We start from the raw sequence: 26,967 nt of genomic DNA, 5'->3' as shown, positions 1-26,967 counted from the left end.
CCGGGCGCATGCAGGTTCAGCGCGTCGCGTAGGCCTTCGCGAAACGCGCAATGCGGTGAGCCGCCGCCACGCATTCGTCCAGCGGGGCGACCAGCGCGATCCGGATACGGCCCGTTCCCGGATTGCCGCCGCGGCCATCGGCCGAGGCGTCGCGGGCCAGGAAACTGCCGGGCAGCACGGTGACCGCTTCCTGTTCCAGCAGCGCGCGCGCAAAGTCGGTGTCCGACCCCGGCGTGCGCGGCCACAGATAGAAGGCCGCCTGCGGCCGCGTCACGTCCAGCACTGGCTGGAGGATAGGCAGCACGGCGTCGAACTTTTCCGTGTACATGCGGCGGTTGTCGATTACGTGCGCTTCGTCGTTCCAGGCCGCGACACTGGCGGCGGCCACCACGTCGCTCATCGCGCTGCCGTGGTAGGTCCGGTACAGCAGGAACTGCTTGATCAGCTTGGCGTCGCCCGCCACGAAGCCTGAACGCATGCCGGGCACGTTCGACCGCTTCGACAGGCTCGAAAAACAGATCAGGTTATGGAAGTCGGTGCGTCCCAGGCGGTGCGCCGCTTCAAGCGCGCCCAGCGGGGCGTGGGCTTCGTCGAAATAGATTTCCGAATAGCACTCGTCGGCCGCGATCACGAAACCGTGGCGATCGGCCCGGTCGAACAGCATGCGCCATTCGTCCAGTGTCATGACGTTGCCGGCGGGATTTCCCGGCGAGCACACATAGATCAGCTGGGTCTCGGACCAGACGTCGTCCGACACGCTGTCCCAGTCGGCGGCAAAGTCGCGGCTGGCGTCGGCATTGATGAAGGTGGGACGGGCGCCCGCGAGCAGGGCCGAGCCTTCGTAGATCTGATAGAAGGGGTTCGGACACAGCACCCGGGCGTTGGCATCGGGGTCCAGCACGGTCTGGGCGAAGGCGAACAACGCTTCACGCGACCCCAGCACCGGCAGCACCTGGGTGGCCGGGTCGATCGAAGGCAGGTCGTAACGGCGCATCAGCCAGTTTGCAATGGCCGACCGCAAGGCGTCGGTGCCGCGCGTCAGCGGGTAGCCCGACAAGCCCGACAGATTGTTGCGGACGGCGTCTTCGATAAACGCGGGCGTGGGATGCTTGGGCTCGCCGATCGACAGGTTGATCGGCCGCCGATCGGCGGGAAGGACGACCCCGGCGTGCAGCGCACGGAGTTTTTCGAAGGGATAGGGCTGCAGAGCGCCAAGGCGTGGGTTCATGGGGCGGCATTGTAACCTTGCTGTGCCGCCGCGTCGCGGCGGGTGTGGCCTGTTGCGCCACGCATCCGTGCGATTCGCGCCGGGCTCGCGTCCCGGCTGCCCTGGAAACGTTTCAAGTTCAGGTTAGAATGCCGGCTGACGCGACCGTGGCGAAATTGGTAGACGCAACAGGTTTAGGTCCTGTCGGGAGAAATCCTGTGGAGGTTCGATTCCTCTCGGTCGCACCAGGTGATTGGGCAGGGGTGGTGCCACGCCACCCCGCGCGCCGTGCCGCACGCGCCGCACGACCTGGGCCGTACCCTGTGCGCCGCGCGTGCTTGCGTAGTGACTTGTTATTGACGGCGTCAGCCTCATCTTCCCAGCTTGGCCGGTAGCGCACACTGCCATGGTGCGCCGCGCAAGGGCTTCCATCGCGCGCTGTGGCACAATTCAAGGATGCCCGGACGAATCCTGTCCCGCATCAAGCGCCTTCCCGGGCTTGTCCGGGGTCCGTCCCATTGATTACTACATAACACTCATATAGGTTTTTGCATGCAGCCTGTGGTTGAAACCCTGTCGGGTCTTGAGCGTCGCGTGGATCTTTCCGTGCCGGTAGCCGACATCGAAAAAGAAGTCGATTCGCGTCTCAAGCGTATGGCTCGCACCGCCAAAATGCCTGGATTCCGTCCAGGCAAGGTTCCTATGTCCATGCTGTCGCGGTCGTATGGCCCCGAGCTGCGCATGGAAGTGCTGAACGCCAAGATCGGCGACGCACTGGAAAAAACCGTGAGCGAATCCAAGCTGCGCCTGGCTGGCTCGCCCAACGTGGCGCCCAAGACCGAAGGCAACGATGACAGCGTCGTCGCGTTCACCGCCACGTTCGAGGTGTATCCCGACGTCGAACTGCCCGACCTGTCGACGCTTGAAGTGTCGAAGGCCAAGAGCGATGTGGGCGACGCCGAAATCCAGCGCACCATCGACATCCTGCGCAAGCAGCGTGTCACGTTCGTCGAGCGTGAAGGCCGCGCCGCCGAAGACAACGATCAGGTCACGCTCGACTTCGCCGGCAAGATCGACGACGTCGCGTTCGACGGCGGCACCGCCGAGGACTTCGCGTTCGTGCTGGGCCAAGGCCGCATGCTTCCTGAATTCGAAGAAGCGGCTCGCGGCCTGAAGGCTGGCGAAACCAAGACCTTCCCGCTGGCCTTTCCGGCTGACTACGGCTCGGCCGACGTCGCCGGCAAGACCGCGCAGTTCACGATCACGATCAAGAAGGTCGAAGAAGGCGTGCTGCCGGAATTCGACAGCGAATTCGCGAAGCAGCTCGGCCAGGCCGAAGGCGACGTGGAAAAGCTGCGTGCCGACATCCGCGGCAATCTGGAACGTGAAGTCAGCAGCCGTACCCTGGCTCGCACCAAGGCCAGCGTGATGGAAGCCCTGGCCAAGGCCGTGTCGTTCGACGTGCCCAAGGCGCTGGTGAACGAAGACGCCGAAAAGCGCATTGCCGCCGCCCGGGAAGACCTCAAGCAGCGCGGTGTGCCGAACGCCGACACCATGCCGATCCCGGCAGACGCGTTCACCGCCGAATCCGAGCGCCGCGTGCGCCTGGGCCTGCTGATCAACGAACTGATCCAGGCCGAAGGCCTGAAGGTCAAGCCGGAACAGATCCGCGCAAAGATCGAAGAATTCGCCCAGAGCTACGAGCGTCCGGAAGAAGTGGTGCGTTACTACATCTCCGACAAGGCGCGTATTGCCGAAGTCGAATCCATCGTTCTGGAAGACAACGTAGTCCAGCATGTCCTTGCCAAGGCCAAGGTGGCTGAAGAGCAAGTATCCTTCGACGACTTGATGGGAACCGCCCAATAATGCAGCGCTTTGTAGATTTCTACGCATCGATGTACGGGTCCGAGTCGCTCGGCCCGAAAGCTCTCGGCTATATTCCGATGGTTGTCGAGCAGTCTGGTCGGGGGAACGATCGTACGATATCTACTCGCGTCTGCTGAAAGAGCGGGTGATCTTCCTGGTTGGCCCGGTCGCAGACCAGATGGCCAACCTGATCGTGGCCCAGTTGCTGTTCCTTGAATCGGAAAACCCCGACAAGGACATCTCGCTGTACATCAACTCCCCCGGGGGTTCGATCTACGCGGGCATGGCAATCTTCGACACGATGCAGTTCGTGAAACCAGAGGTCTCGACCTTGTGCACGGGCCTGGCAGCCAGCATGGGCGCGTTCCTGCTTGCCGCCGGCCAGAAGGGCAAGCGTTTCTCGCTGCCGAACTCGCGCATCATGATTCACCAGCCTTCGGGCGGTGCGCAGGGCCAAGCCACCGATATCGAAATCCACGCACGGGAAATCCTTTATCTGCGCGAGCGCCTGAACCGTATCCTGGCGGACCAAACCGGCCAGCCGATTGAACGCATCGCGCTCGACACCGAACGCGACAACTTCATGTCGGCAGCCGACGCGCTCGGGTATGGTTTGATCGATAAAGTGTTCACGAGCCGAACTGAACAGGGTTGAGCATGTCGGAAAAAAAGGGTCGAACGAAAAGCTGCTCTATTGCTCGTTTTGCGGCAAGAGCCAGCACGAAGTTCGCAAGCTGATCGCCGGTCCTTCGGTGTTCATCTGCGATGAATGCATCGACCTGTGCAACGACATCATCCGCGACGAAGTCGCCGCGGATGTGAAAACCGGCGCCAAGTCGGAGTTGCCCACGCCGGCCGAGATCAAAGAGATCCTCGACCAATACGTGATCGGCCAGACGCGCGCCAAGCGCATCCTGTCGGTTGCGGTCTACAACCACTACAAGCGCATTCGCCAGACCGGCGGCAAGACCGATGAGGTCGAACTGTCCAAGAGCAACATCCTGCTGATCGGACCGACGGGTTCGGGCAAGACGCTGCTGGCGCAGACGCTGGCGCGGCTGTTGAACGTTCCCTTCGTGATCGCCGACGCGACCACGCTGACCGAAGCCGGTTACGTGGGCGAGGACGTCGAGAACATCATCCAGAAGCTGCTGCAGAACTGCAACTATGACGTCGAAAAGGCGCAGCGCGGCATCGTCTACATCGATGAAATCGACAAGATCTCGCGCAAGGCCGACAACCCGTCCATCACCCGCGACGTGTCGGGTGAAGGCGTGCAGCAGGCTTTGCTGAAGCTGATCGAAGGCACGGTCGCCTCCGTGCCGCCGCAAGGGGGCGCAAGCACCCCAACCAGGATTTCGTCCAGATCGACACGACCAACATCCTGTTCATCTGCGGTGGCGCATTCGACGGTCTGGAAAAGGTCATTCGCGGCCGTACCGAAAAGTCGGGCATCGGCTTCGGTGCGTCGGTCAAGGCCCAATCCGAACGGTCGACCAGCGAGCTGTTCGGTGATGCCGAGCCAGAAGACTTGGTCAAGTTCGGGCTGATCCCCGAACTGGTCGGTCGTCTGCCGGTGATCGCCACGCTGGCCGAACTGGACGAAGAAGCGCTGATCCAGATCCTGGTCGAGCCCAAGAACGCGCTGATCAAGCAGTTCCAGAAGCTTCTGTCCATGGAAGGGGCCGAACTCGACGTGCGTCCGCAGGCGCTCCATGCGATCGCCAAGCGCGCACTCAAGCGCAAGACGGGCGCACGGGGTCTGCGGTCCATCATTGAAGCCGCCTTGCTCGATACGATGTACGACCTGCCCAGCCAGGGCAACGTCACCAAGGTCGTATTGGATGAGAACGCCATCAATGGCGAAGGCCCGCCGCTGTTGATTTACGGCGAAGCCACGGCTAAGGCGGCATCCGCCGCCAAGCACTAAGGCTTACGCCACTGATAGCTGCGCCGGTGTAACACCCGGTTGAACCTTCGCTCCAATGCAGTAACGCTGTAGCACGGCAGGATCTTCCTGTCGTGCTACAGTGGTTTTAACGGCGTGCAATCAGCAATCCTGGCCCTGGGGATGCACTTTCTGCGCATCGTTGCCTCGCAGACCGAAACATCCGCCTCGATGGCTTGAATTGCACGGATCCGCCCTCATCCTGTAAGCATTCGAATCCGAGGACGAACCATGTCTGCGAGCCTGATACTGCCTTCAGAACCGATCGAGTTGCCGCTGCTTCCGCTGCGCGACGTGGTCGTGTTCCCGCATATGGTCATCCCGTTATTTGTGGGACGCCCTAAGTCCATCAAAGCGCTGGAATCCGCCATGGAAGCCGGCAAGAGCATCATGCTAGTCGCGCAAAAATCCGCGGCCAAGGACGAACCGTCCGCTGATGACATCTATGAAATCGGTTGCGTTGCCAGCATCCTCCAGATGCTCAAGCTGCCCGACGGTACCGTCAAGGTGCTGGTCGAAGGCGCGCAGCGCGCCCGCATCACCCGTATCGACGACGTCGGCGCCCACTTCGCATGCGAACTGGTGCCGATCGATCCCGACCGTGGCCAGGGCTCCGAAACCGAAGCCCTGCGCCGCGCGATCGTGTCGCAGTTCGATCAGTACGTAAAGCTGAACAAGAAGATCCCGCCCGAAATCCTGACCTCGCTGGCCGGTATTGATGAACCCGGCCGCCTGGCCGACACCATCGCCGCGCACCTGCCGCTCAAGCTCGAACAGAAGCAGAAGATGCTGGAAGTCTTTTCCACGTCCGAACGCCTCGAATCGCTTCTGACCCAGCTCGAAGCCGAAATCGACATCCTTCAGGTCGAAAAGCGCATTCGTGGCCGCGTCAAGAAGCAGATGGAAAAGAGCCAGCGCGAGTACTACCTGAACGAACAGGTCAAGGCCATCCAGAAGGAACTGGGCGAAGGCGAAGACGGCGCGGATTTCGAGGAACTCGAAAAGAAGATCATCGCCGCGCACATGCCCAAGGAAGCCAAGAAGAAGGCCGACGGCGAACTCAAGAAGCTCAAGCTGATGTCACCGATGTCGGCCGAAGCCACGGTGGTGCGCAACTACATCGACACCCTGATCGGCCTGCCCTGGAAGAAAAAGAGCAAGGTCAACAACTCGCTGTCGCACGCCGAAAGCGTGCTCGACGACGACCACTACGGTCTGGACAAGGTCAAGGAACGCATCCTGGAATATCTGGCAGTCCAGCAGCGCGTGGACAAGGTCAAGGCGCCTATCCTGTGCCTGGTCGGACCTCCAGGGGTCGGCAAGACTTCGCTCGGGCAGTCCATCGCCAAGGCCACCAACCGCAAGTTCGTGCGGATGGCGCTCGGCGGCGTGCGTGACGAGTCCGAGATCCGCGGGCATCGCCGGACCTATATCGGTTCGATGCCTGGCAAGATCCTGCAGAACCTGTCCAAGACCGGAACGCGCAATCCGCTGTTCCTGCTGGACGAAGTCGACAAGATGGGCATGGACTTCCGCGGCGATCCGGCCTCGGCGTTGCTCGAAGTGCTGGATCCTGAACAGAACCACACCTTCCAGGACCATTATGTCGAGGTCGACTTCGACCTGTCCGACGTGATGTTCGTGGCGACCAGCAACACGCTCAACATTCCGCCGGCGCTGCTCGACCGGATGGAAGTGATCCGCCTGTCCGGTTATACGGAAGACGAAAAGGTGCACATCGCCTCGCAGCACTTGCTGCCGAAGCAGATGAAGAACAACGGCCTCAAGCCCGAAGAACTGCTGATCGAAGAATCGGCGCTGCGCGACATCGTCCGCTACTACACACGTGAAGCCGGTGTGCGGGCGCTGGAACGCGAAGTCAGCAAGATCTGCCGCAAGGTCGTCAAGCACCTGCTGCTCAAGGGCGGCAAGGAACGTGTGACGGTAGCGTCCGACAATCTGAACGACTATCTGGGCGTTCGCCGGTATTCGTTCGGCGTGGCCGAGAAGGAAAACCAGATCGGGCAGGTGACCGGCCTGGCGTGGACCGAAGTCGGTGGCGACCTGCTGGCGATCGAAGTGGCGGTCATGCCTGGCAAGGGGGCCGTTCAGCGTACAGGTTCGCTGGGTGACGTCATGAAGGAATCGGTCGAAGCGGCACGGTCCGTGGTGCGGGCGCGTGCCCGTCGCCTGGGCATCCAGCAGTCGATCCTGGAAAAGCGCGACATCCACGTGCACGTGCCGGACGGCGCGACGCCTAAAGACGGTCCGTCTGCCGGCGCTGCCATCACGACTGCGATCGTGTCCGCCCTGACAGGTATTCCCGTGCGAGCCGACGTGGCCATGACCGGCGAAATCACGCTGCGTGGCGAAGTGCTGCCTATCGGCGGTCTGAAGGAGAAGCTGCTGGCGGCTCACCGCGGTGGCATCCGGATGGTCCTGATTCCTGAAGAAAACGCCAAGGACTTGGCCGACATTCCGGATTCGGTCAAGAACCACCTCGAGATCATTCCGGTTCGCTGGATCGATCGTGTGCTGGAGCTGGCGCTGGAACGTTTCCCCGACGCGTTGCCCGAGGAAGAGGCCACACCGGCGGTGAAGGAAGGCGAAAAGGTCGAAGGCCATGTGACAGCGGCGCCTGCCGCGGCCGGCGTGGCGGATCCCGGATTGAAGCATTAATACGGGGATTCAACCGACGGTCTAATCAGGCTCTGGCCTGCTCGTCAATAGAGGGAGTGCGCAAGCACTCCCTTTTTTCGACCCCTGTCTCAAACACCCATTTCCCCTGGGAAGACGGCCGGTTTTCCCTTGACACGTATTTCCACGCAAGGCTTAAATAGTCCTTTGCCTATCCCCGGCAAACCGACGTTTTGCCGGTATCGATGCGCCTGGAACTCGACCCCTTACCGGCGTCGAGATGTCCGTTCCATTATCCATAGACAGACCTTGAGAGGGGCCTAATGAACAAGACCGAGCTTATCGACCATATCGCCAAGCATGCCGATATTTCCAAGGCAGCAGCAGGCCGTTCCTTGGACGCCTTGGTCGGAGCGGTTAAAACCACCCTCAAGAAGGGTGGCACGGTGACGCTGGTCGGTTTCGGCACGTTTGCAGTCACCGCGCGCGCCGCTCGCACGGGCCGCAACCCGCGCACCGGCGAAGCCATCAAGATCAAGAAGGCCAAGGTGCCAAAGTTCCGTCCGGGCAAGGCACTGAAAGACGCCGTCAACTGATCCGCCGCAACGGTGCGGGCGGCGCGCGTTTTGCCCCGTCGGCCCTGCAAAAGTTTTCCGGTTCCGATATAATCTTTTTCGCACTGAACGAACGCCCTCGGGCGCTTAGCTCAGCTGGTAGAGCGGCGCCCTTACAAGGCGTAGGTCGGGGGTTCGAACCCCTCAGCGCCCACCAAGTTTTTGGTGGTGTTCCAGATTCGGTGTGCAGTATCCGTTGCATAAGAACGCAGCAAGAAACGTCTTGCCAGAAGCCCGTCAGGAAACTGTCGGGCTTTTTTGTTGCCTGCTGCATGCGGCCAATCACGAGTGCCCGCGATCGTGTGCGCATCAGCAGGGACATCTCTTCGCGGTCGACACACCGCATCTTTGTCCGGCACCCGTACTTAGGCGAAAACCCTTTGATATAGGATCTAGCGGAATCTGTCAGATCATATATTATCCACTTGACCTGTCGGCTTTATTGCTTGTCGACAGTAGGGCGGCGTCAGTCCGCCTTGGATATACATATGGAGACGACACATGTTCCGCCACCTTCTTGGCAGGCTACCTGCCATCCTTCTTGCGACCTGCACGGTCACTGGGGTCTCGGCTCAAGCCCAGGCTCAAACCTATCCCGATCGCCCGATCAAGGTACTTCTGCCATTCTCGCCTGGAGGAAATCCCGACACGGTCGCTCGGATCCTTGCTCAGGAACTCACCAAGAAACTGGGGCAGACGGTGGTCATCGACAACCGTGCGGGCGCGAACGGGATCATCGCGACGGAAGCCGTGGCCAACGCATCTGCCGATGGGTACACCTTGCTCTATACCACCGGGTCCCACGTGATCAACCCGCTGCTGTATAAAAAATTGCCCTACGACACCGCCAAGGACTTCCTGCCGGTTTCTCTGGTAGGCGTGACGCGCGGACAGGTGCTCGTGGCCAATCCGCGTCTTGCTGCGGCGAACGTAAAGGAACTTGTCGCCTTGGCCCGGCCCGCGCAGTCAAACATCACATATGGTTCGGCAGGAGTAGGCAATACCATGCACATGGTCGCCGAGTACTTCAATAGCAAGGCGGGCACGCACCTGGTCCACATTCCGTACAAAGGGGCCGCGCCCGCCATGAACGCGGTGATCGCCGGAGAAGTCCAACTGGCCTTCCTGAATCCGGTGTCCGCCATCGAGCAGGTCAAACTTGGAAAACTGAAAGCCCTGGCAGTGACCGGCAGCACACGCATCCCTCAGTTGCCCGACGTGCCTACCGTAAAGGAAGCCGGTGTAGCCGGGTTCGAGGTCGAAGGCGGATGGCAAGGATTCTTTGCGCCGGCGGGGACGCCGTCCGATGTCGTCGGTAAATTGAACCGGACCCTGGATGACATCCTGAAGGCACCCGAAATGACCCAGCGCTTTGCGTCGATGGGCCTGGATGTCGCTGGTGGCACGCCACAGGACATGGCCGTGCATTTGCAGAAGGAGACTGCCATTTACGCGCAGATCGCCGAAGCAGCAAAGATCCAGAAGGAATAGTCCTCCTGGACTGTTTCGCTACGCCTTCCCTCTCTGATTCCCGCCGTTTACGAGGACGCCCTTCCATGAGCCAAGCCGCTGCGCGATCGCATTCCATGCTGTTTGATAAAGACGTACCCATCACCATGAACGACGGCGCGATTCTGCGCGCGAATGTGTTTCGTCCCGGCTCGCCCGGCAGATTTCCTGTCGTGATGGCGCAGGGCGTCTATGGCAAGGACGTCCACTTCGCCGACGGCTGGAGACCGCAGTGGGAGAAGTTGTTGAAGCTCTATCCGGACTTGTGCAGCAACGGGTCGACGGGCAAGTATCTGCGGTGGGAAACGGTGGATCCCGAGCGCTGGGTGCCGGATGGGTATGTGGTGATTCATGTCGATTCGCGCGGTAGCGGCAAGTCCCCAGGATTCCTTGATCCCATGTCGGCACGGGAGATCGAGGACTACGTTGAGTCGATCGAGTGGGCAGGTACGCAAGAATGGAGCAACGGCAAGGTCGGGTTGATCGGGATCTCGTATTACGCCGCGACACAATGGCGGGTCGCAGCGCTTCGCCCTCCGCATCTTGCCGCCATCGTGCCCTGGGAAGGCCGGTCCGATCACTATCGTGACTACGGCTTCCATGGCGGCATCATGAGCAACGGTTTCCTGCAAGCGTGGTGGCCCAAGCAAGTGCTGTCCAACCAGCATGGCAGTGGCTCAACACCGTATCGCGATCGTGATACTGGCCTGCCAACGACCGGAGCACCGCTTGACCTTCCGATGCTGAACGGCAACCGTAGCGACTACCCGGCACAGATGGCAAGTCACCCTTTGTGTGATGCCTGGCACCGGGAACGGTCGCCAGCACTCGAGCGCATCGAGGTGCCTGTGCTATCGGCGGGGAACTGGGGCGGCCCGGGCAATCATCTGCGCGGCAACATTGAAGGCTATCTGCGTGCGGGGTCGAGCAGGAAGTGGCTGTCCATGCATATCGGCACGCACTACGAAAGTTTTTACCTGCCCCAGTACGTGGCGATGCAGAAGCGCTTTTTCGATTGCTACCTGAAGGGCGAAGCCAACGGGTGGGAAGACGAGGCACCCGTCAAGCTTGCGATCCGGCAGGTAGACGGCGCGACCCACCGTAACGAGCGCGAATTTCCGTTGGCACGCACCGTATGGACGCCGTTCTACCTGGATGCCGCGAGCCGGTCCCTGGCAGCAGGCCAGCCTGCAACGTCTTCCCAGTTCGACTTCGACGCCATGACCGAGTCCGTCGATTTCACCACGGCGCCATTCGAACGCGAGACGGAACTGACCGGCTTCGTGACCTTGAAGGTCTGGGTGGCCTCATCCAAGCCGGACCTCGATCTTTTTGCCATCCTGCGGCTGATGGATGCCGATGGCAAAGAGGTCGTGTTCGATGGTGCGCACGAGCCCACGCCGGTAACCCGGGGGTGGCTGCGAGCATCGCATCGGAAGATCGACGAAACACGAACGCTGCCCTATCGCGTATTTCATTCACACGACGAAGTGCAAAAGCTGGAACCGGGCAAACGGTACCTGCTCGAGGTCGAGATCTGGCCGACCTCCATCGTCATTCCCGTGGGCTATCGATTGGTGCTGACGCTGCAAGGCAGGGATTTCGAGTTCGAGGGCAAGCCGGGCAGACTTCTGCACAACCACCCCGATGATCGGGGGCACGACGATTTCCGGGGGTGACCTCGCTTTTCAGTGGGGGTGAGTCGGCCTCATATCTGCTGCTGCCGGTTATCCCGGCAGGCTGAGCCGTATACTTCCGTTCCCCTCCGCACAAGAGCCTGTCTTGGATCACCTGCCTGAACTTGCCGCAGCGTTGCCGGCAGATGACGTTCGTTCCGTTCCCAAGAAGGGACGCACGACAAGCGTGAGCCTGGTGTACCAGGCCCTGCGCACGGACCTGGTCCGTGCGCTGCTTGCGCCAGGCGAACGGCTTCGCATTCAGGACCTGAGCGAGCGGTACGGCTGCGGCGTCATACCGATCCGGGAGGCGCTGAATCGGCTGGCGTCCGACGGACTGGTGTCTTATTCCGAACAGCGCGGGTTTTCGGCGGCAATGGTCAGCGTCAGCGACGCGCTGGACATCTGCCGCGCGCGCGTCCTGATGTCGGATTCGGCGCTGCGTGCATCGATTGAGCAGGGCGACGATGCCTGGGAAGAACGTGTCGTATTGAGCTATCACCGGCTGAAAAAGGTGCCGCGCTACGAAAGCCTGCACCCGCCAACCGGAAACCTCGACTACGACGAGCCGCACCGGGCATTTCACACGGCATTGATCAGTGCATGCGGATCGCAACGCATGATCATGCTGGCCGACCAGCTGTTCGTCCATGCCGAACGGTATCGCTATTACGCAAGGCGCGTGCTGGTGGCCGATCCAGACGATGACCATCGCGCCGTCATGGACGCCGCCCTAGCGCGCAACGTTGAGCTGGCACTGGCCCTGGCCAAATCCCATATCGAAGGGCCGGCCAACATTCTGGTCGACGCCCTGCGAAAAGACCCACCCGTGCGCTGACCCCGGCTCAGATCTGCGTGATGAATTTGGTCACGAGATACCCGTCGAACGATTCGGTACCGCCTTCGCTGCCGATACCGGAATCCTTGATGCCACCAAACGGCGTTTCGGACAGCGCCATGCCAAAGTGGTTGATGTTGACCATGCCTGCTTCAAGCCCATTCGATGCCTGATGCGCCGTCTTCAGCGAATTCGTGAAGACATACGATGCCAGGCCGAAAGGCAGGCTGTTCGCGCGGCGCAGGACTTCGTCGGTGGTCTTGAAACGGACCACCGGGGCGACGGGACCAAAGGGTTCTTCGGTCATGAGGCGGGCGTCGTCGGGCAGGTCGGTAATGACCGCAGGCGAAAAGAAGTAGCCTTTGTCGCCCAGGCGCGACCCGCCGGTGACGACCGTGCCGCCGCGCTGGTTGGCGTCGTCCAGGAAGGATTCCATCGACAGCACGCGGCGTTCGTGGGCCAGCGGTCCCATCTGTGTGTCGGAAGCCAGCCCGTCACCGACCTTGATCGAAGCAATCACGTCGGTGAATTTGGCCAGGAACTTGTCGTATGCCTTTTCTTGAACATAGAAGCGGGTAGGCGACACGCAGACCTGGCCGGCGTTGCGGATCTTGGACCGTGCCAGCATCTCGGCGGCGGGTTCGATGTCGGCGTCGTCGAACACCAGCACGGGGGAATGGCCACCCAGTTCCATGGTGATGCGTTTCATGTGCTGGCCAGCCAGGGCGGCCAGTTGTTTGCCAACGGGCACCGAGCCCGTGAACGAGATCTTGCGGACAATGGGCGACGTGATCAGGTGGGTGGACACTTCGCTGGGCACGCCCCATACGATATTGAGCACGCCCGGGGGCAGGCCGGCGTCGTGGAACAGCTGGGCAATGGCGACCACGGCGCTGGGCGAATCTTCGGGGCCTTTCAGGATCAGCGTGCAACCGGCGCCAAGCGCCGCGGCGGTTTTGCGAATGGCCTGGTTGAACGGGAAGTTCCAGGGCGAGAACGCGGCGCAGACGCCGACCGGTTCGCGCACGACAATCTGGCGCACGTCGGCATTTCGGGGCGGAATCACGCGGCCGTAGATGCGGCGAGCCTCTTCCGCATGCCATTCGGCGTGTTCGGCGCAGACCATGATTTCGGCCACCGCTTCGGCCAGTGGCTTGCCCTGGTCCAGCGTGATGTTGCGGCCGATTTCCTGCGCACGCTCGCGGGTCAGTTCGGCCACCTTGCGCAGAATGCGCGAGCGTTCGAGCGGCGACGTTTTCTTCCAGGTCTCGAAGGCGCGCTGCGCGGCCGCCAGGGCGCGGTCCAGATCGGCCGGCGTGGCGTGCGGCAGTTTGCCGAGCACCTCCTGCGTGGCCGGATTGATGATGTCCTGCTCGCGACGGTCGCCGCCTTTGATGAATTCGCCGTCGATATAGAGCGCGAGATCCTGGTACATGCTGACTCCTGAAGGATGGAAACCTGGATCGAAAGCCTAGCATGCTGGCGCGGGGCATGACACCGCTGCCATGCCGTGTCTGCTCAAGCAGAGCGCGGCGGGCGGGGCGCCACCGGCCGCGGTTGATCGGGCCGCGCGGCCGATGCGACAATCGCGTCCTATGCCTTCCACTCATGCCATTGCCGCGCAGATCTTCGAGTTTGTGCGAAACGAGAATCTTGCCGAAGGAAGCCATCTGCCCGCCCAGATGCTTGCCGACCGCTTGCGGGTATCGCGTTCGCCGGTGAACCAGGCGCTGCAGCTGCTGCATGACCGCGGGGTGGTGCAGCGGGTGCCCAACCGGGGATATTTCGTGGCGGGGGCCTTGGCGGACGAGGGGTCGGCCCAAGCCCAAAGCCTCCAGCTCGATGACGGCAACGCGCTGGACGATACCTATTTTCGGATCGCCGAAGACGTGCTGCAGGACCGCTTGCCGGTCGACGTGACCGAGACGACGCTGCGGGCCAAGTATGGTCTGACGGGCGCGCAAATGACCCAGGTGCTTAACCGCATTGCCCAGGAAGGTTGGGTGTCGCGCAAGCCCGGGTATGGCTGGACCTTTTCGTCCATGCTGCGCACGCCAGACAGCCTGCTGCAGTCTTACCGCCTGCGCCTGGCGCTGGAGCCGGCCGCCTTGCTGGAGCCAGGTTTCCGGCTGGACCCGGCGGTGCTTGCGCGCTGCCGGGCGGCCGAAGAACATCTGCTGGACGGAGGCATCGAGACCGATTCGGCCGCCCAGATCCATGAGCGGGGCGTGCGCTTCCATGAATCGCTGGTGGAAGCGTCAGGCAACCCTTTTTTCATCGACACCATCAAGCGGGTCAATCGCGTGCGCCGCCTGCTGTCGTACCGGTCAATGAAGGACAGGGACCGGTATGTGGAGCATTGCCACCAGCACCTCGAAATCCTGGCTCTGATCGAGGCGGGCAAGCTCAAGGCGGCATCGGACGCATTGCGCACGCATCTGTCCAGCACCCTGCGCAACCTGGAGCGGATCGCAGGGCTGCTCGCTTCCTGAAACGCCGGGGTCCGTCGCATCACGGGTCGGGCTGAAGCCATACAGCCCGCCTTGCCACGGGCTATACCCGGCGGTCACACTGCCGTGACCCGGCGATCACTTCGCCGTGACTTGCCGGGCACTCCGCCCTGACCCGGAGATCACTCCGCCGTGATATTGGCGCTTTTCACGATACGCGCGTATTGCGCGGTCTGGGTCTTGATGAAGTCGCGGAAGGCGTCTTGCGTCATGGGCGTGGCTTCTCCACCTTGTTCCTGCAGCAGGCGGATCACTTCCGGATCCCGCAGCACCTGGTTGACCGTCGTGTTGAGCTTGGCCTGGATGTCCGCGGGGGTACCGGCTGGCGCGAACAGGCCAAACCAGTTCTCCAGCGTGTAGGCAGACAGCGGCGCGTATTCGGCAATGGCCGGAATGTCGGGTGCGAAGCTGGCCCGTTTGGCCGACGTGACGGCCAGCGGTTTGACACGGCCGCCTTTGATGAAGGGAGGGCGCCCGCCATGCTGACGAAGGTCAGGTTGACATTGCCGGATGCCACGTCGACCAGCTGCGCCGACGCCCCTTTGTACGGTACATGGCTCAGCTTGACGCCGGCCAAAGACGCCAGCAGTTCGCCGTTCAGGTGCTGCGGATTGCCGACTCCACTGGTTCCGTAGGTCACTCCCGGATGGGCCTTGGCATAGGTCACCAGTTCTTCCACGTTCTTGACGGGAAGGGTGGGGCTGGCGAGCAGGACGTTCGGCACGCGCGTGACCAGCGAAATAGGCGCCAGGTCTTTGTCGGGCGCGTATTGCATCTGCTTGTAGATCAGCGGGTTGATCGCCGTTTCGCCAGCTGACCCCATCAGCAGCGTGTAGCCGTCAGGCGCCGCTTTCGATACCGCGGCCGCGCCAAGCATGCCGCTGGCGCCGCCCTTGTTTTCCACGACGACGGACTGCTTGAGCACGGCCCGCATCCGGTCGCCGAGCAGACGCGCCACGGCGTCAACGCCACCGCCAGCCGAGAAGGGCACGACAATGGTGATGGGGCGGGAAGGGTAGGACGCCTGGGCATGGGCAGGCAGGCTAGCGAGGGCGCCCAGCGTGCCCAGGGCAACAGCACCTGCCAGGGCGCAGGTAGCACGGGTAAAGGGGTAGAGCAGCGGCATGACGGTGTCTCCGAGTGCGGATTCTGGGGTGAACAGCAGTTCTAGGGTTTGCACGGAATTGCATTTTATTGACTAAATATGCAAAATCCATCCTATGGAAAACACCGACGACTTTTCGCCCGCATCCTTCACGTTTGACGGGCAGACTTACGCGTGCACGGACCTGCGCGGCGTGTGCGGATCGAACCTCGATCGCCTGCCGGTCGTCCTGCGGCTGCTGATGGAAAACGCCTTGCGCAACATGGGCGGCGTCGAGCGCCGCGACGCGGTGGCGGCAGTGTTTGCGTGGCTGGACACCGGCACGAGCGAAGCCGAGCTGGCCTTCCAGCCAGGCCGTGTGCTGATGCACGACACGACGAGTACTCCCGCCCTGATCGACATTGCCGCCATGCGCAATGTGCTGGCCGAGGCGGGCGCTGATCCGTCGCTGCTCAATCCGATGCTGCCGGTTGACGTGTCCGTGGACCATTCGCTGGCGGTCGAAGCCTTTGCCGAAGCCGGCGCCGCGACCACCAATCTGCAGCATGAAATCCGCCGCAATGCCGAGCGCTACCGCTTCCTGCGATGGGCGTCCAAGTCCATGCGCGGCGTGCGCATCCATCCGCCCGGCACGGGGATCATGCACACCATCAATCTCGAGCAGCTGGCCACCGTCGTGACGACGGAAGTACGCAACGGCGCGACCTGGCTGGTGCCCGACATGATGATCGGCACCGACAGTCACACGCCGATGATCAATGGCATTGGCGTGTTGGGGTGGGGCGTGGGCGGGCTGGAAGCCCAGACTGTGATGTTCGGCATGCCGACCTTGTTGCGGATTCCCGATGTGATTGGCGTGAAGCTGACCGGCGCCTTGCAGCCTGGCGTGCTGGCGACCGACCTGGCGCTGACGGTCACGCAGCGCCTGCGGGCCCTGTCGGTATCGGGGGAGTTCATCGAGTTCTATGGTCCCGGGGTGAGCACCCTGACGGCCGGTGATCGCGCGGTCGTCGCCAACATGGCACCCGAGTACGGCGCGACCACCGGCTATTTCCCGATCGATGCGGCCACGCTGGCCTACCTGCGCGGAACCGGGCGGACCGCCGAACACGTGGCGCGGGTCGAGGCGTTCAGCAGGCATCTGGGCATCTGGTTCGATCCAGATGCCGAGCCCCGGTACACCCGCGCCATCCATATCGACCTGGACAGCATTGGTTGCCACGTGGCCGGGCCGAAGCGGCCGCAGGATCTGCTGGAAGTGGGGCAGACGAAAGAGGTGCTGGCGGCCATCGGTTTTGTGCCGGCGGGTAGGGAAGCAGAAGTGGCTGCACTGCCCCGCCACCCGGTGGCCATTGCCGCGATCACCAGCTGCACGAACACCACCGACCCCGCGCTGCTGATCGCGGCCGGCGTGCTGGCCCGCAAGGCGCGTGCGCTGGGCCTGCGCGTGCCGCCGTGGGTCAAGACGTCGCTGGGGCCGGGCTCGCCGGCAGCGGCGTCCTACCTGGCGCGTTCCGGCCTGCTCGATGACCTGGACGCCGTGGGTTTCGGCATCGTGGGCTATGGCTGCACGACCTGTATCGGCAATTCCGGGCCCCTGACGCCGCCGATCCGCGAAGCGATCGCTGCGGGCAGCGCGCTGCCGGTGGCGGCCCTGTCGGGCAACCGCAACTTCCCGGGGCGCGTGCATCCGGACCTGGAGCTGGGTTTCATCATGTCGCCGCCGCTGGTCATCGCCTTTGGCCTGGCGGGCGATGCGGAGCGGGATCTGCGCACCGACCCCGTCCAGGTCACGGCCGATGGCCGCCCGGTCATGCTGTCCGACCTGTGGCCGACCCGCGAAGAGGTGGCCGCTCACTTGCAGGATGCGCAGGATCCGGCGGACTACCGCCGCGACTTCGACATCGCCAGCCGGAATCCGTTGTGGTACGCCCTGGCTGCGCCGGACACGCCGTTGTATCCGTGGGACCCCGCATCCACCGCCTTGCGCCGGCCGCCGTTTGCGTCGGCGACGGAAGGCAGTCAACTGGGACGTTATGTCGCCTACCCGCTGATGGTGGTGGGCGATGACATCACGACGGATCATATTTCGCCCGCCAGCGCGATTCCGCCCGATAGCCTGGTGGCGGACTTTCTGGTGGCGCGCGGCGACGATCGCAATGATCTGAATGTGTTTGCGTCCCGGCGCGGCAATTGGGAAGTGATGATGCGGGCCGCCTTTCATTCAAAGACGCTGGTCAATCTGCTCAAGCCCGGCATGCCTGTCGCGCACACCTTGCACGTGCCCAGCAACACCGTTCAGCCGATCTGGGACGTGGCGCAGCGGTACCGCGACGCCGGGCAGTCGGTGGTGCTGGTCGCGGGGGCGCGGTATGGCACGGGATCCTCGCGCGATTGGGCGGCCAAGGGTCAGCGGCTGCTGGGCATCCGCGCGGTGCTGGCGGTCAGCTTCGAACGTATCCACCGGTCCAACCTGATCGGGATGGGCATTCTGCCGTTGCGCATGCCTGACGGCGTGAATCCGGCGACCCTGGCGTTGTTGCCAGAGGACCGTATCGAGATCGACGCGCCGTTCGACACCCTTGCGCCGCGTATCGCGGTGCCCGTGCGCGTGCTGCGGGCCGCGGGCGGCGTCGACGTGTTCCACGCGCAAGCCGCCGTGGAGACGCAACTGGAGGTGCGCCTGCTGCGCGAAGGCGGCGTGATTCCCGCGATCCTGCACGAGACCCTGGGCATGCCGGAGGCCGCATGACACTCGCCTATGTGGGTTCGCGTACGACGCGCGAGCGCAATGCGCGCGGGGAGGGCATCAGCGTGTTCCGGGTTGATGCAAGCACAGGCGCGCTGACCTTGCTGCATGTCGTGGGCGGCTTGAAGAATCCGTCGTATCTTGCCTTGAATCGCGCCGCCGATCGCCTGTATGCCGTCCACGGCGACAGCGAGGAAGCCAGCGCCTTCACGGTGCTTGCCGATGGCAATCTGTCCTTGCTGGGCACCGTGCCATGCGGCGGCCGGAATCCGGTGCATCTTGCCCTGGATCCGTCCGAGCGCTTCCTGGTCGTGTCCAATCATCTGAGCAGCAACCTGGCGGTGTTGCCGGTGGCGGCCACAGGTGAATTGTCGGGGCCTGCCCAGATCGTCAGCCTGCCGGGTGCGCCCGGACCGCACCGGGTGGAGCAGCCGTTCGCCAAGCCGCACTTCAATCCCTTCGATCCGCCGGGGCGCCATGTGCTTGTGCCTGACAAGGGCGTGAACCGGGTCTTCGTATTCCGGTTCGACGAAGGTACGCTGACCCCGGCACCAACGCCCTGGGTAGAGACGCGCGAGACGGCCGGGCCCCGGCACCTGGCTTTCCACCCGTCGGCGCCATACGCGTACGTGATCAATGAGCTGGATTCGACGGTGACCGCGTATCACTATGCGGCCAGCACCGGCAGGCTGGAAGCCTTCCAGGTCCTGTCCGCGTTGCCGGACACGTGGACGCAAGACAGCCGCGCATCGGGCATTGCGATCGATGCGGCCGGGCGCACCCTGTACGCATCGAACCGGGCGCACGACAGCATTGCCGTGTTTCGCATCGACGCCGTCAATGGCAGGCTGACTTTCCTGGAAGCCACGCCCTCGGGTGGCCGCACGCCGCGCTTTTTGCATTGGCGCCCGGCGGCCGGCACATGTACGTCCTGAATGAAGACACGGACCGGATCGTGACCTTTGCGGTGGACGGCGCGTCGGGGCGGCTGGCGGACACCGGGCAATCCGTGGCGTGCGGGAGTCCGGTCTGCATGGTGTTCGCGGATCGGTCCTGAGGCCGCCGCCGGCCCCCGCCGCACCGGCGTTTTCCCTTGGTGCGCCGACATGTCAGCGGTCCGGCGCGCAGGGCGGCGCATGCTAGAATCTGGCCAGTCCAAGAGTGCCCATCGGCGTGCTGCCTATGGGCACTTTGTTTGTTGCCCCGCCTTGCTGTCAGCAATCGATCGGAGTACGCGTGAATGTTTGAAACTATCCGAAATCATCGCCGCTGGATGCAGTTCGTCCTGCTGCTCTTGATTCTGCCTTCTTTCGTGTTTGTCGGTGTCCAGGGCTATTCCAGCTTCATGAACAACGACAAGTCGCTGGCCAAGGTCGACGGCGAAGCCGTCTCGCAGCAGGAATACGACGCCGCCGTGCGCAGCCGCCTGGACCAGTTGCGCTCGATGATGGGTCCGCAATTCGATCCGGCCGCGTTCGATACGCCGGTGATGCGCAAGGCCGTGCTCGACGAACTGATCAACACGCGCCTGATCGCGACCGAAGCGTCCAAGGCGCATTTTTCGGCATCCGACGAACGCCTGCGTGACACGATCCAGGCCATCCCCGCCGTGCAGGAAGATGGGCGTTTCAGCAATACGCGTTACCGCGAAGCCCTGGCCGCCCAAGGCATGACCCCGGTCATGTTCGAAAGCCAGCTGCGCCGCGACCTGTCGCTGCAGCAAGTCCTTGCCCCGGTCGCCGAATCGGTCATCATGCCGTCCAGCGTGCTGGACCGCCTGATCGCGATCGCGACCGAACGCCGCCAGGTGCAGACGCTGTCCCTCAGCACATCGACCTACCTGCCGCAGGTCAAGATCACGGATGCGGACGTCAAGACCTTCTACGACGCCAACCGCCGTGCGTTCGAACTGCCCGAGCGGGTGGACGCGCAGTACGTGGTGCTGGACCAGAATGCCGTCACGTCCAAGATTTCGGTATCAGACGCCGACGTGCAAAGCTTCTACGATCAGAACCAGGCCCGTTTCCGTCAGGAAGAACAGCGCCGCGCCAGCCACATCCTGATTACGGTGGACAGCGGCGCATCGGCCGCCGATCGCGAGGCCGCCCGCAAGAAGGCCGACGATCTGGCCGCCCAGGTCAAGGCGCCGGGCGCTGACTTTGCCAAGCTGGCGCGTGCCAACTCGCAAGACCCGGGATCCGCTGCCAACGGCGGTGATCTGGACTGGTTCGGCAAGGGCCAGATGGTCAAGGCGTTCGAAGACGCGGCGTTCGGTCTCAAGAATGGCGAGATCTCGGGTGTGGTGCCGACGGATTATGGCTTCCACATCATCAAGCTGACGGGCGTGCGCCCGGCGGTGGTCAAGCCGCTGGCCGAGGTCAAGGCGCAGATCCAGACCGAAGTGCGTCAGCAGCAGGCCGCGCGTCAGTTCGCGGCCGCAGCCGAACAGTTCACCAATCTGGTCTATGAACAAAGCGACACGCTGGAACCCGCCGCCAGCAAGTTCGGCCTGAAGCTGCAGACCGCCGAAGGCGTCACGCGCACCGCGCCGCCGCAGGCGCCCAATGCCGCTGCCGACATCCGCAGCAATCCCAAGGTGCTGCAAGCCTTGTTTTCCGAAGAAGTGCTGCGGGAAAAGCGCAACTCGGGCGTGATCGAACTGGCGCCCAACACCCTGGTGGCAGTGCGCGCCGCCAGGTACCAGGCCGCCACGGTGCGCCCGCTGGCCGAAGTGTCGACCCAGATCACCAACCAGCTCAAGCAGCAGAAGGCGGCCGACATGGCCCGCGCCGCGGGTGAAACGCGGCTGAAGGCCTTGCAGGCCGCCGACTCGCAGACGGGCTTTGCGCCGGCTGTCACGGTGGCTCGCAATGCGCCACAGGGCATGCCGTCGTCCGTGCTGGGCGCCGTCATGCGCGCGCCCACCGACAAGCTGCCGGCCTTCGTGGGTGTGTCGACGGGTGACGCCTACGTGATCGCGCGCGTATCGAAGGTGGAAGCCGCACCGCGTCCCGCCGCGAACGTGGTCGAGAACGAAAAATCCACGCTGGACCGTCGTTATGCGCAAGCCGAACAACTGGCGGTGTTGCAGGCGTTGCGCGACAAGTACGGCGTCAAGCTGACGGCTGACGGCACCGCGCTGACAACGGTGACGACCGCGCAGCCGTGATGCTGGTGGCGCGCCGGGGGGCCAAGTCAGCCGTCCCGGCATTTCGACACACAAAGACAATCGTAAAAAAGAGCGCCCCGGGTTGGGGCGCTTTTTTGAGCAAGCCGCCTTATTTCTTCGTCAGAAGCGGCGCGATCGTTGGCCACACGTTCTCAAGAATCCTGGGCTGCGCAGCCGACAGCGGATGCAGGCGGTCCGCCTGGAACATCTCGGGCTGCTGCGCCACACCTTCCAGCAGGAAGGGCACCAGGGGCACCTTCTGCCTGTCGGCAACCTTGCCGAACAGATCCTTGAAGCGTTGCGTGTAGTCGCGGCCATAGTTGGGGGAATCTGCATGCCCACCAAGACCACCTGGGCGCCCGCGCGCTTCGATGACGAAACGATTTCGTTCAGGTTGTCTTCGGTCATGTTCAACGCGAGGCCGCGCAGGGCGTCGTTGGCGCCCAGTTCAACGATGACCAGCCTGGGCTGATGCTGTTTGAGCAAAGCAGGCAGACGGCTGCGCCCGCCGCTGGTCGTATCGCCGCTGATGCTGGCATTGACCACCCGGTAGTCGATCTTGCGTTCTTTCAGGCGCTGTTCGAGCAAAGGCACCCAGCCCGTGCCACGCACAATGCCGTATTCTGCCGACAGGCTGTCACCCAGCACCATCAGCACCGGTGCGGAACCCCGGCGGCGCCAGCGGTCTGTGCAAAGGCGCTTGTTGCCGGCATCGACGCCGGCAAGGCCAGGCAGCAGAGTGTCAGCACGCGTCCCAGGCCTTGCCGTAACAAGGTGGTGAACCGCAGGCGGGCCATCGACTGCCCGGAAGCAGAGGACCGCGCCGCAGCGATCGGCTGCCCATGCAGCCTCGGCGCGGATCGCGTGGGTCCGGCCGATCTTTCGGCAAAGGGCAGGGGACAAGGCTTTATCATGAGTTTCCTTTTAATGGGCGATCCACTATGACGGGACAGACCCGCGCGCCCCTGGGTAACGACACCCGGGGTGACGATGCTTTGCAGCACCACGCACCGGCTCACGTCGGCACGCTTCCCGGCACGACCACGGTGGTCAGGCCGGGAGAGTCGTCGGGCCTGGCGGGGCCGGCAGAACGGGCGCGGCCGCGGTCGGCGCGACGCCTGCCATCGCCGTGCAGGGCTTGGCCAAACATGTGACCGATACGACCGGTCGGCTGGCCATCCTGGATGCCGTCGATTTTACGGTGGCCAAGGGAGAGACCGTTGCGATCACCGGGAGTTCGGGATCGGGCAAGTCCACTCTGCTGGGATTGTTGGCCGGCCTGGATGTGCCTTCGGCAGGCCGGGTCGAACTGGCTGGCAATGACCTGTATGCCTTGAACGAAGACGATCGGGCCCGGCTGCGGGCGCGGCATGTCGGTTTCGTCTTCCAGTCCTTCCAGTTGCTGCCCCACCTGACGGCGTGGGAGAACGTCATGCTGCCGCTGGAACTGGCCGGGCTGCCCGCGCATGATCCGGCGCGGGAAATGCTGGAACGCGTCGGGCTGGGCGAGCGCCTGCGCCATTATCCCAAGACGCTGAGCGGCGGCGAACAGCAACGCGTGTCGCTGGCCCGGGCGTTTGTCGTGCAGCCCGATCTGCTGTTTGCGGACGAACCCACGGGCAGCCTGGATTCTGCAACCGGTGAAGCCGTCATCAACCTGATGTTCGACCTGCATCGCGAAAACGGCACGACCTTGCTGATGGTCACGCATGACCTGAAACTGGCCCAGCGCTGCGGCCGCCAGCTGGTGATCGCCGGAGGGCGGCTGGTGCGCGATTCAGCGGTGGAAGCCGTCTGAGGGACACTGGCCAGCCATGTTATCCGCCCAGACTGCTGTCATTGACTTAGCCGTGATTGCGGATCCATCGCGCAGCATCTGCCACGTCACTGGCGGTCAGTCCGATGGGTCCGATTCCCTGTTCCACCAGGCGGTCGGCGGCGGCGCCATGCAGCCAGACGCCCCCGGCAACGGCATCTTCGGGTGGCAGGCCTTGCGCAACTAGCGCGCCCAGCATCCCGGACAGGACATCGCCGGTACCCGCCGTCGCGAGCCCCGGATTGCCGCTGGTGTTGACACGCCAGGCGCCTGCCGGACTGCTGACCACCGTGCCGGCGCCCTTCAACACCACCCAGGCGCCGAACCGGGATGCGATGGCGCATGCCGCGCCGATACGATCTGCCTGCACGGCGTGCGTGTCGCCGCCAAGCAGCCGGGCGGCTTCCAGGGGATGCGGCGTCAGCACCTTGACGCCCTGGCGCTGGCGGAAAAGCGTCTGCAGGCCGGGGTCGGCCGCCAGCAAGGTCAACGCGTCGGCATCGAGCACCACGTTGGCGTCCGGACGTTCCCGAAGCACGCGGGTCAGCCAGCCCCTGGCAGCGTCATCGGTCGCCAGGCCGCAGCCTGCCACCCACGTGCCAATGCCCAATGCATCGGCAGCATCGAGCACCCCGGTCGCGTCGCGGACCATCAGTTCCGGATGCACCGGGTCGCACGGCAGGCTGAGCGGTGGCCTGTCCGCCAGCGCCACGAAGACCTTGCCGGCGCCAGTAAGCAATGCCGCGCGGCTGGCAAGCAGGGCCGCGCCGGTCATGCCGGGTGCGCCGGCCAACACGGCCAGCGTGCCGTAGCTGCCTTTGTGCGTGTCGTGTTTGCGTGTCTGGAACAGGGACGCGCAGTCGGCTTTCCGGATCAGACGCCCCGGGGCGGCACGGGTATTCGCACTGGCGTCCGCGGTGGCATCGACGAACACCGACAACTGCAGATCGTCCACTTCGATCGTGCCGGCGACGTCGCTGCCCGTGCGGGTGTGCAGGCCGGGCTTGTCGGCAATGAAGGTCAGGGTGTGGGTCGCCTGCACACAAACGTCTTGCGCAGCCCCCGTGTCGGCGTCAAGGCCGCTCGGCACATCCATGGCTAGACGCGCCACGGGCTGCGCGTTGGCCCACGCAACCCATGCCTGCGCCTGGGCGTCCAAGGGGCGCGTCAGGCCGATGCCAAAAGGGCGTCCACGATCACGCCCCGCGGCGCATCGCCGTCCAGCAGAAGCCCGTCGGTGATGCGGCCTTGATCCAGCAGTGGCGCATCGAACAAGGCGCCCGTAGACAGCGGTTCTTCCGACAGGTCGTCATCCGACAGGTCGGCGGCCGACAGGATTCCACCCGTCACGTCTTCGGCTGACAGGTCCTCAGCCGTTAAGTAGGTCGCCGCCACGTTCTCAGCTGGGATGTCCTCAGCCGTCACGTCTTCTCGCGTCACGTCTTGAGCCGTCACGGCTTCACCCGTCACGTCCTCGGCCGTTACATCAGCCGGCGTGACCTCAGTCGGCGTAACGTCACCTGCCGTGGCATCGACCGCATCGCCTGCGTCAGCATCGACCGTGGCCGCAGCCAGGCCACCCCTCTGTTCTTCTGCCCCAAGCCCGTCATCGCCCACCGCGGAACCTTCCAACCCGTCCGCTGCATCCGCCGCATGCGCCGCCGCACTTCCCACCGGCCACGCCGGTTCCCCCGTCTGCAGCAACCCCGCGGGCAAGGCGTCCCACGCGCGCTGCGCATCGGCCGGCCGGCCAGCCTCGGCGGCGGGCAGGGCCCATACCTTTACCTGGCGGCCAGCCTCGTGCAGCATCCGGGCCAGGACCAGCCCATCGCCCCCGTTGTTGCCGGGTCCGCACAGAACGACCACGGCGCCACTGGGCCATGAGGTCGCGATGCGCGCCGCGGCGCTGCGGGCGGCGCGGTCCATAAGGGAACCGGGAGGCAGGGTGGCGGCCGCGTCCGTTTCAATGCGGCGCAAGGCCGTCGAAGTCAGCAGAAGAGGGGAAGCGGGCATACGCAGGACTCCGGAGAGGTCGTCGAGCGTTTAATTCTTGCGCGTGTATCGCCCGATGTCCAATCCAGTCAGGTCGATGGCCGGCGCCTTGCCCGCCACCAGGTCCGCCACGACCCGACCGGCCCCGGCTGCGAATGTCCAGCCATGAGACCCATGCCCCGAGTTGATGAAAAGCCGTGGCATGCCCGTGGGGCCTAGCACGGGAGGGCCATCGGGAGTCATGGGCCGCACGCCAGACCACCACGCCGTGCGCGACATGTCGAGCCGTCCGGGCAGCCAATCCATGCCGACCCGTGACAGGGTCCGCAACGCCTTGTTTCGCAAAGTCGCGTCGCGCGACCCGATTTCGGCTGTGCCGGCGATGCGCAGGCGCTGTCCAAAGGGCGTGATGCTCGTCTTGTAGGCTTCGTCCATGACTGTCTGGCGCGGACCGATGGTGTCCGGACGCAAGGCGACGTTTGCCGAATAGGTCTTGACTCCCAGCACCGGCAGGCGCACGCCCATGGGCCGCATCAACCGCGCCGAGTCTGCCCCCGCGCACATTACGACCGCGTCGGCCGACAGCGTGCGTCCATCGGTCAGACGCACGCCTTGCACGGCGCCGGCCTGCGCCGTCAGTTGGCGGACGGTAGCGTTGAAAAGAAAGGTCGCGCCGGCCGCTTCAGCCAGGTTGGAAAGCTGCCGCGCAAACAGCGGACAGTTGCCGGACTCGTCGTTGGGGAAGTGGATGGCGCCAGCCAGCGGCGTACCGATTTCGATCGCGCGCGCCAGGCTGGGCTCGAGCTGTGCCGTGTCGTCGCGCGACAGCACGGTGTGCACGACGCCAGTGGCTTCGAGCACACGGCGCGTATGCAGTGACGCGGCCACATCGTGATCGCTGCGCAGCAATTGCAGCAGGCCGGTGCGCTGCTCATATTCCAGCGCATGGGCCGTGCGCAGCCCGCGCAACTGATCGCCGCTGTACCGCGCCAGCCGCTGCATGATCTCGTGATTGGCCATGGACCGGTCGGCGCGGCACTGGCCGAGCCACTGACGCACCCATCGCCATACGGCGGGGTCCAGCGAGGGGCGCAGCAGTACGGGCGCTTCAGGCTTGAACAGCCCGGTGAGAAGACCCGCGCGCAGCGCCGGCGCCGCCCAGGGCGAGGTGTAGCCTGGCGCGACGAAGCCGGCATTGCCAAAGCTTGCCTCTTGCGCCACGCCGCTGCGACGGTCGATGACGGTGACCCGCATGCCTTCCTGGCTCAGGAAATAGGCGGTGCACACCCCCACGATCCCTGCACCCACCACTATCACATGCATAAAAACCT

Annotated in this window: 15 protein-coding genes, 2 tRNA genes and 5 pseudogenes; 15 read left to right on the top strand and 7 right to left on the bottom strand. The window is 63.8% G+C overall.

Features of this window, described 5'->3' with window-relative positions; all coding sequences use genetic code 11:
• Window positions 1-16: 16 nt before the first annotated feature.
• Window positions 17-1,228 (bottom strand): succinyldiaminopimelate transaminase, encoded by a 1,212-nt coding sequence (gene dapC, locus ACNANG_RS02185; RefSeq protein WP_420225809.1) that lies wholly within the window; start codon window positions 1,226-1,228, stop codon window positions 17-19.
• A 140-nt stretch (window positions 1,229-1,368) separates the two neighbouring features.
• On the opposite strand from dapC, the gene ACNANG_RS02180 reads away from it, so the two are divergent.
• The 10 genes and pseudogenes from ACNANG_RS02180 to ACNANG_RS02135 all read left to right on the top strand — a co-directional run bounded on the left by ACNANG_RS02180 (window position 1,369) and on the right by ACNANG_RS02135 (window position 12,295).
• A tRNA-Leu gene (locus ACNANG_RS02180) sits at window positions 1,369-1,455 on the top strand.
• Window positions 1,456-1,759: 304 nt separating this feature from the next.
• Window positions 1,760-3,073, top strand: a complete 1,314-nt coding sequence (tig, locus tag ACNANG_RS02175) for a trigger factor (RefSeq protein WP_420225808.1) — start codon at window positions 1,760-1,762, stop codon at window positions 3,071-3,073.
• A 29-nt stretch (window positions 3,074-3,102) separates the two neighbouring features.
• Window positions 3,103-3,728, top strand: a pseudogene (gene clpP, locus ACNANG_RS02170) (ATP-dependent Clp endopeptidase proteolytic subunit ClpP).
• Window positions 3,715-5,003: pseudogene (gene clpX, locus ACNANG_RS02165) on the top strand (ATP-dependent Clp protease ATP-binding subunit ClpX). Before clpP ends, clpX begins: the two co-directional pseudogenes overlap by 14 nt.
• Window positions 5,004-5,252: 249 nt before the next feature.
• A complete protein-coding gene (lon, locus tag ACNANG_RS02160; protein ID WP_420225807.1) occupies window positions 5,253-7,700 on the top strand; it encodes an endopeptidase La in 2,448 nt (815 codons plus the stop codon).
• A gap of 281 nt (window positions 7,701-7,981) precedes the next feature.
• Window positions 7,982-8,254, top strand: coding sequence for an HU family DNA-binding protein (locus ACNANG_RS02155; protein ID WP_179588214.1), 273 nt, complete (start codon window positions 7,982-7,984; stop codon window positions 8,252-8,254).
• Between the two features lie 99 nt (window positions 8,255-8,353).
• Window positions 8,354-8,429: transfer RNA gene (locus ACNANG_RS02150), tRNA-Val, on the top strand.
• A gap of 344 nt (window positions 8,430-8,773) precedes the next feature.
• Window positions 8,774-9,763 (top strand): Bug family tripartite tricarboxylate transporter substrate binding protein, encoded by a 990-nt coding sequence (locus ACNANG_RS02145; protein WP_420225806.1) that lies wholly within the window; start codon window positions 8,774-8,776, stop codon window positions 9,761-9,763.
• A 65-nt stretch (window positions 9,764-9,828) separates the two neighbouring features.
• Complete coding sequence (locus ACNANG_RS02140; protein WP_420225805.1) at window positions 9,829-11,460, top strand: CocE/NonD family hydrolase; 1,632 nt, start codon at window positions 9,829-9,831, stop codon at window positions 11,458-11,460.
• Window positions 11,461-11,563: 103 nt separating this feature from the next.
• Window positions 11,564-12,295, top strand: a complete 732-nt coding sequence (locus ACNANG_RS02135; protein ID WP_420225804.1) for a GntR family transcriptional regulator — start codon at window positions 11,564-11,566, stop codon at window positions 12,293-12,295.
• A gap of 7 nt (window positions 12,296-12,302) precedes the next feature.
• Here ACNANG_RS02135 and ACNANG_RS02130 read toward each other — a convergent pair whose 3' ends face one another.
• Window positions 12,303-13,730 carry an NAD-dependent succinate-semialdehyde dehydrogenase gene (locus ACNANG_RS02130; protein ID WP_420225803.1) on the bottom strand — a complete coding sequence of 476 codons (1,428 nt, stop codon included), beginning with the start codon at window positions 13,728-13,730 and terminating at the stop codon, window positions 12,303-12,305.
• A gap of 160 nt (window positions 13,731-13,890) precedes the next feature.
• Here ACNANG_RS02130 and ACNANG_RS02125 point away from each other — a divergent pair, with 160 nt between their 5' ends.
• A complete protein-coding gene (locus tag ACNANG_RS02125; RefSeq protein WP_420225802.1) occupies window positions 13,891-14,787 on the top strand; it encodes a GntR family transcriptional regulator in 897 nt (298 codons plus the stop codon).
• Window positions 14,788-14,927: 140 nt separating this feature from the next.
• Here the strand turns inward: ACNANG_RS02125 and ACNANG_RS02120 are convergent.
• Window positions 14,928-15,931 (bottom strand): annotated as a pseudogene (locus ACNANG_RS02120) (Bug family tripartite tricarboxylate transporter substrate binding protein).
• 94 nt (window positions 15,932-16,025) lie between these two features.
• On the opposite strand from ACNANG_RS02120, the gene acnA reads away from it, so the two are divergent.
• The 3 genes and pseudogenes from acnA (at window position 16,026) to ACNANG_RS02105 (ending at window position 21,828) form a co-directional block, all read left to right on the top strand.
• A complete protein-coding gene (gene acnA, locus ACNANG_RS02115) occupies window positions 16,026-18,662 on the top strand; it encodes an aconitate hydratase AcnA (protein WP_420225801.1) in 2,637 nt (878 codons plus the stop codon).
• Window positions 18,659-19,716: pseudogene (locus tag ACNANG_RS02110) on the top strand (lactonase family protein). Before acnA ends, ACNANG_RS02110 begins: the two are co-directional and overlap by 4 nt.
• Before the next feature lie 183 nt (window positions 19,717-19,899).
• Entirely contained in the window at window positions 19,900-21,828 is a 1,929-nt protein-coding gene (locus ACNANG_RS02105; RefSeq protein ID WP_420225800.1) for a SurA N-terminal domain-containing protein, read from the top strand.
• A gap of 109 nt (window positions 21,829-21,937) precedes the next feature.
• On the opposite strand, the pseudogene ACNANG_RS02100 reads toward ACNANG_RS02105, so the two are convergent.
• Window positions 21,938-22,541, bottom strand: a pseudogene (locus tag ACNANG_RS02100) (arylesterase).
• A gap of 437 nt (window positions 22,542-22,978) precedes the next feature.
• Between ACNANG_RS02100 and ACNANG_RS02095 the strand changes: the two are divergent.
• Window positions 22,979-23,626, top strand: a complete 648-nt coding sequence (locus ACNANG_RS02095) for an ABC transporter ATP-binding protein (protein WP_420225799.1) — start codon at window positions 22,979-22,981, stop codon at window positions 23,624-23,626.
• A 46-nt stretch (window positions 23,627-23,672) separates the two neighbouring features.
• Here ACNANG_RS02095 and ACNANG_RS02090 read toward each other — a convergent pair whose 3' ends face one another.
• From ACNANG_RS02090 to ACNANG_RS02080, 3 genes are read right to left on the bottom strand one after another with little or no spacing between them, the layout of a single operon-like run.
• Complete coding sequence (locus ACNANG_RS02090; RefSeq protein WP_420225798.1) at window positions 23,673-24,803, bottom strand: NAD(P)H-hydrate dehydratase; 1,131 nt, start codon at window positions 24,801-24,803, stop codon at window positions 23,673-23,675.
• Between the two features lie 8 nt (window positions 24,804-24,811).
• The gene (locus ACNANG_RS02085; protein WP_420225797.1) at window positions 24,812-25,657 is read right to left on the bottom strand and encodes an NAD(P)H-hydrate epimerase; all 846 of its coding nucleotides are present in this window, start codon (window positions 25,655-25,657) and stop codon (window positions 24,812-24,814) included.
• Between the two features lie 30 nt (window positions 25,658-25,687).
• A complete protein-coding gene (locus tag ACNANG_RS02080) occupies window positions 25,688-26,959 on the bottom strand; it encodes a D-amino acid dehydrogenase (RefSeq protein ID WP_420225796.1) in 1,272 nt (423 codons plus the stop codon).
• Between the last annotated feature and the right edge of the window lie 8 nt (window positions 26,960-26,967).

The sequence above is a fragment of the Pigmentiphaga litoralis genome, assembly GCF_048632615.1.
Taxonomy (GTDB): Bacteria; Pseudomonadota; Gammaproteobacteria; order Burkholderiales; family Burkholderiaceae_B; genus Pigmentiphaga; species Pigmentiphaga litoralis_B.
This window is presented reverse-complemented; position numbering and strand designations above follow the sequence as displayed.

Bases quoted from the DNA above. Each gene is read 5' to 3' on its own strand.
- ACNANG_RS02130 (WP_420225803.1), bottom strand. From the start codon at position 13,730: ATGTACCAGGATCTCGCGCTCTATATCGACGGCGAATTCATCAAAGGC.
- ACNANG_RS02155 (WP_179588214.1), top strand. From the start codon at position 7,982: ATGAACAAGACCGAGCTTATCGACCATATCGCCAAGCATGCCGATATT.
- ACNANG_RS02080 (WP_420225796.1), bottom strand. From the start codon at position 26,959: ATGCATGTGATAGTGGTGGGTGCAGGGATCGTGGGGGTGTGCACCGCC.
- ACNANG_RS02145 (WP_420225806.1), top strand. From the start codon at position 8,774: ATGTTCCGCCACCTTCTTGGCAGGCTACCTGCCATCCTTCTTGCGACC.
- lon (WP_420225807.1), top strand. From the start codon at position 5,253: ATGTCTGCGAGCCTGATACTGCCTTCAGAACCGATCGAGTTGCCGCTG.
- ACNANG_RS02085 (WP_420225797.1), bottom strand. From the start codon at position 25,657: ATGCCCGCTTCCCCTCTTCTGCTGACTTCGACGGCCTTGCGCCGCATT.
- tig (WP_420225808.1), top strand. From the start codon at position 1,760: ATGCAGCCTGTGGTTGAAACCCTGTCGGGTCTTGAGCGTCGCGTGGAT.
- dapC (WP_420225809.1), bottom strand. From the start codon at position 1,228: ATGAACCCACGCCTTGGCGCTCTGCAGCCCTATCCCTTCGAAAAACTC.
- ACNANG_RS02125 (WP_420225802.1), top strand. From the start codon at position 13,891: ATGCCTTCCACTCATGCCATTGCCGCGCAGATCTTCGAGTTTGTGCGA.
- acnA (WP_420225801.1), top strand. From the start codon at position 16,026: ATGGAAAACACCGACGACTTTTCGCCCGCATCCTTCACGTTTGACGGG.
- ACNANG_RS02105 (WP_420225800.1), top strand. From the start codon at position 19,900: ATGTTTGAAACTATCCGAAATCATCGCCGCTGGATGCAGTTCGTCCTG.
- ACNANG_RS02140 (WP_420225805.1), top strand. From the start codon at position 9,829: ATGAGCCAAGCCGCTGCGCGATCGCATTCCATGCTGTTTGATAAAGAC.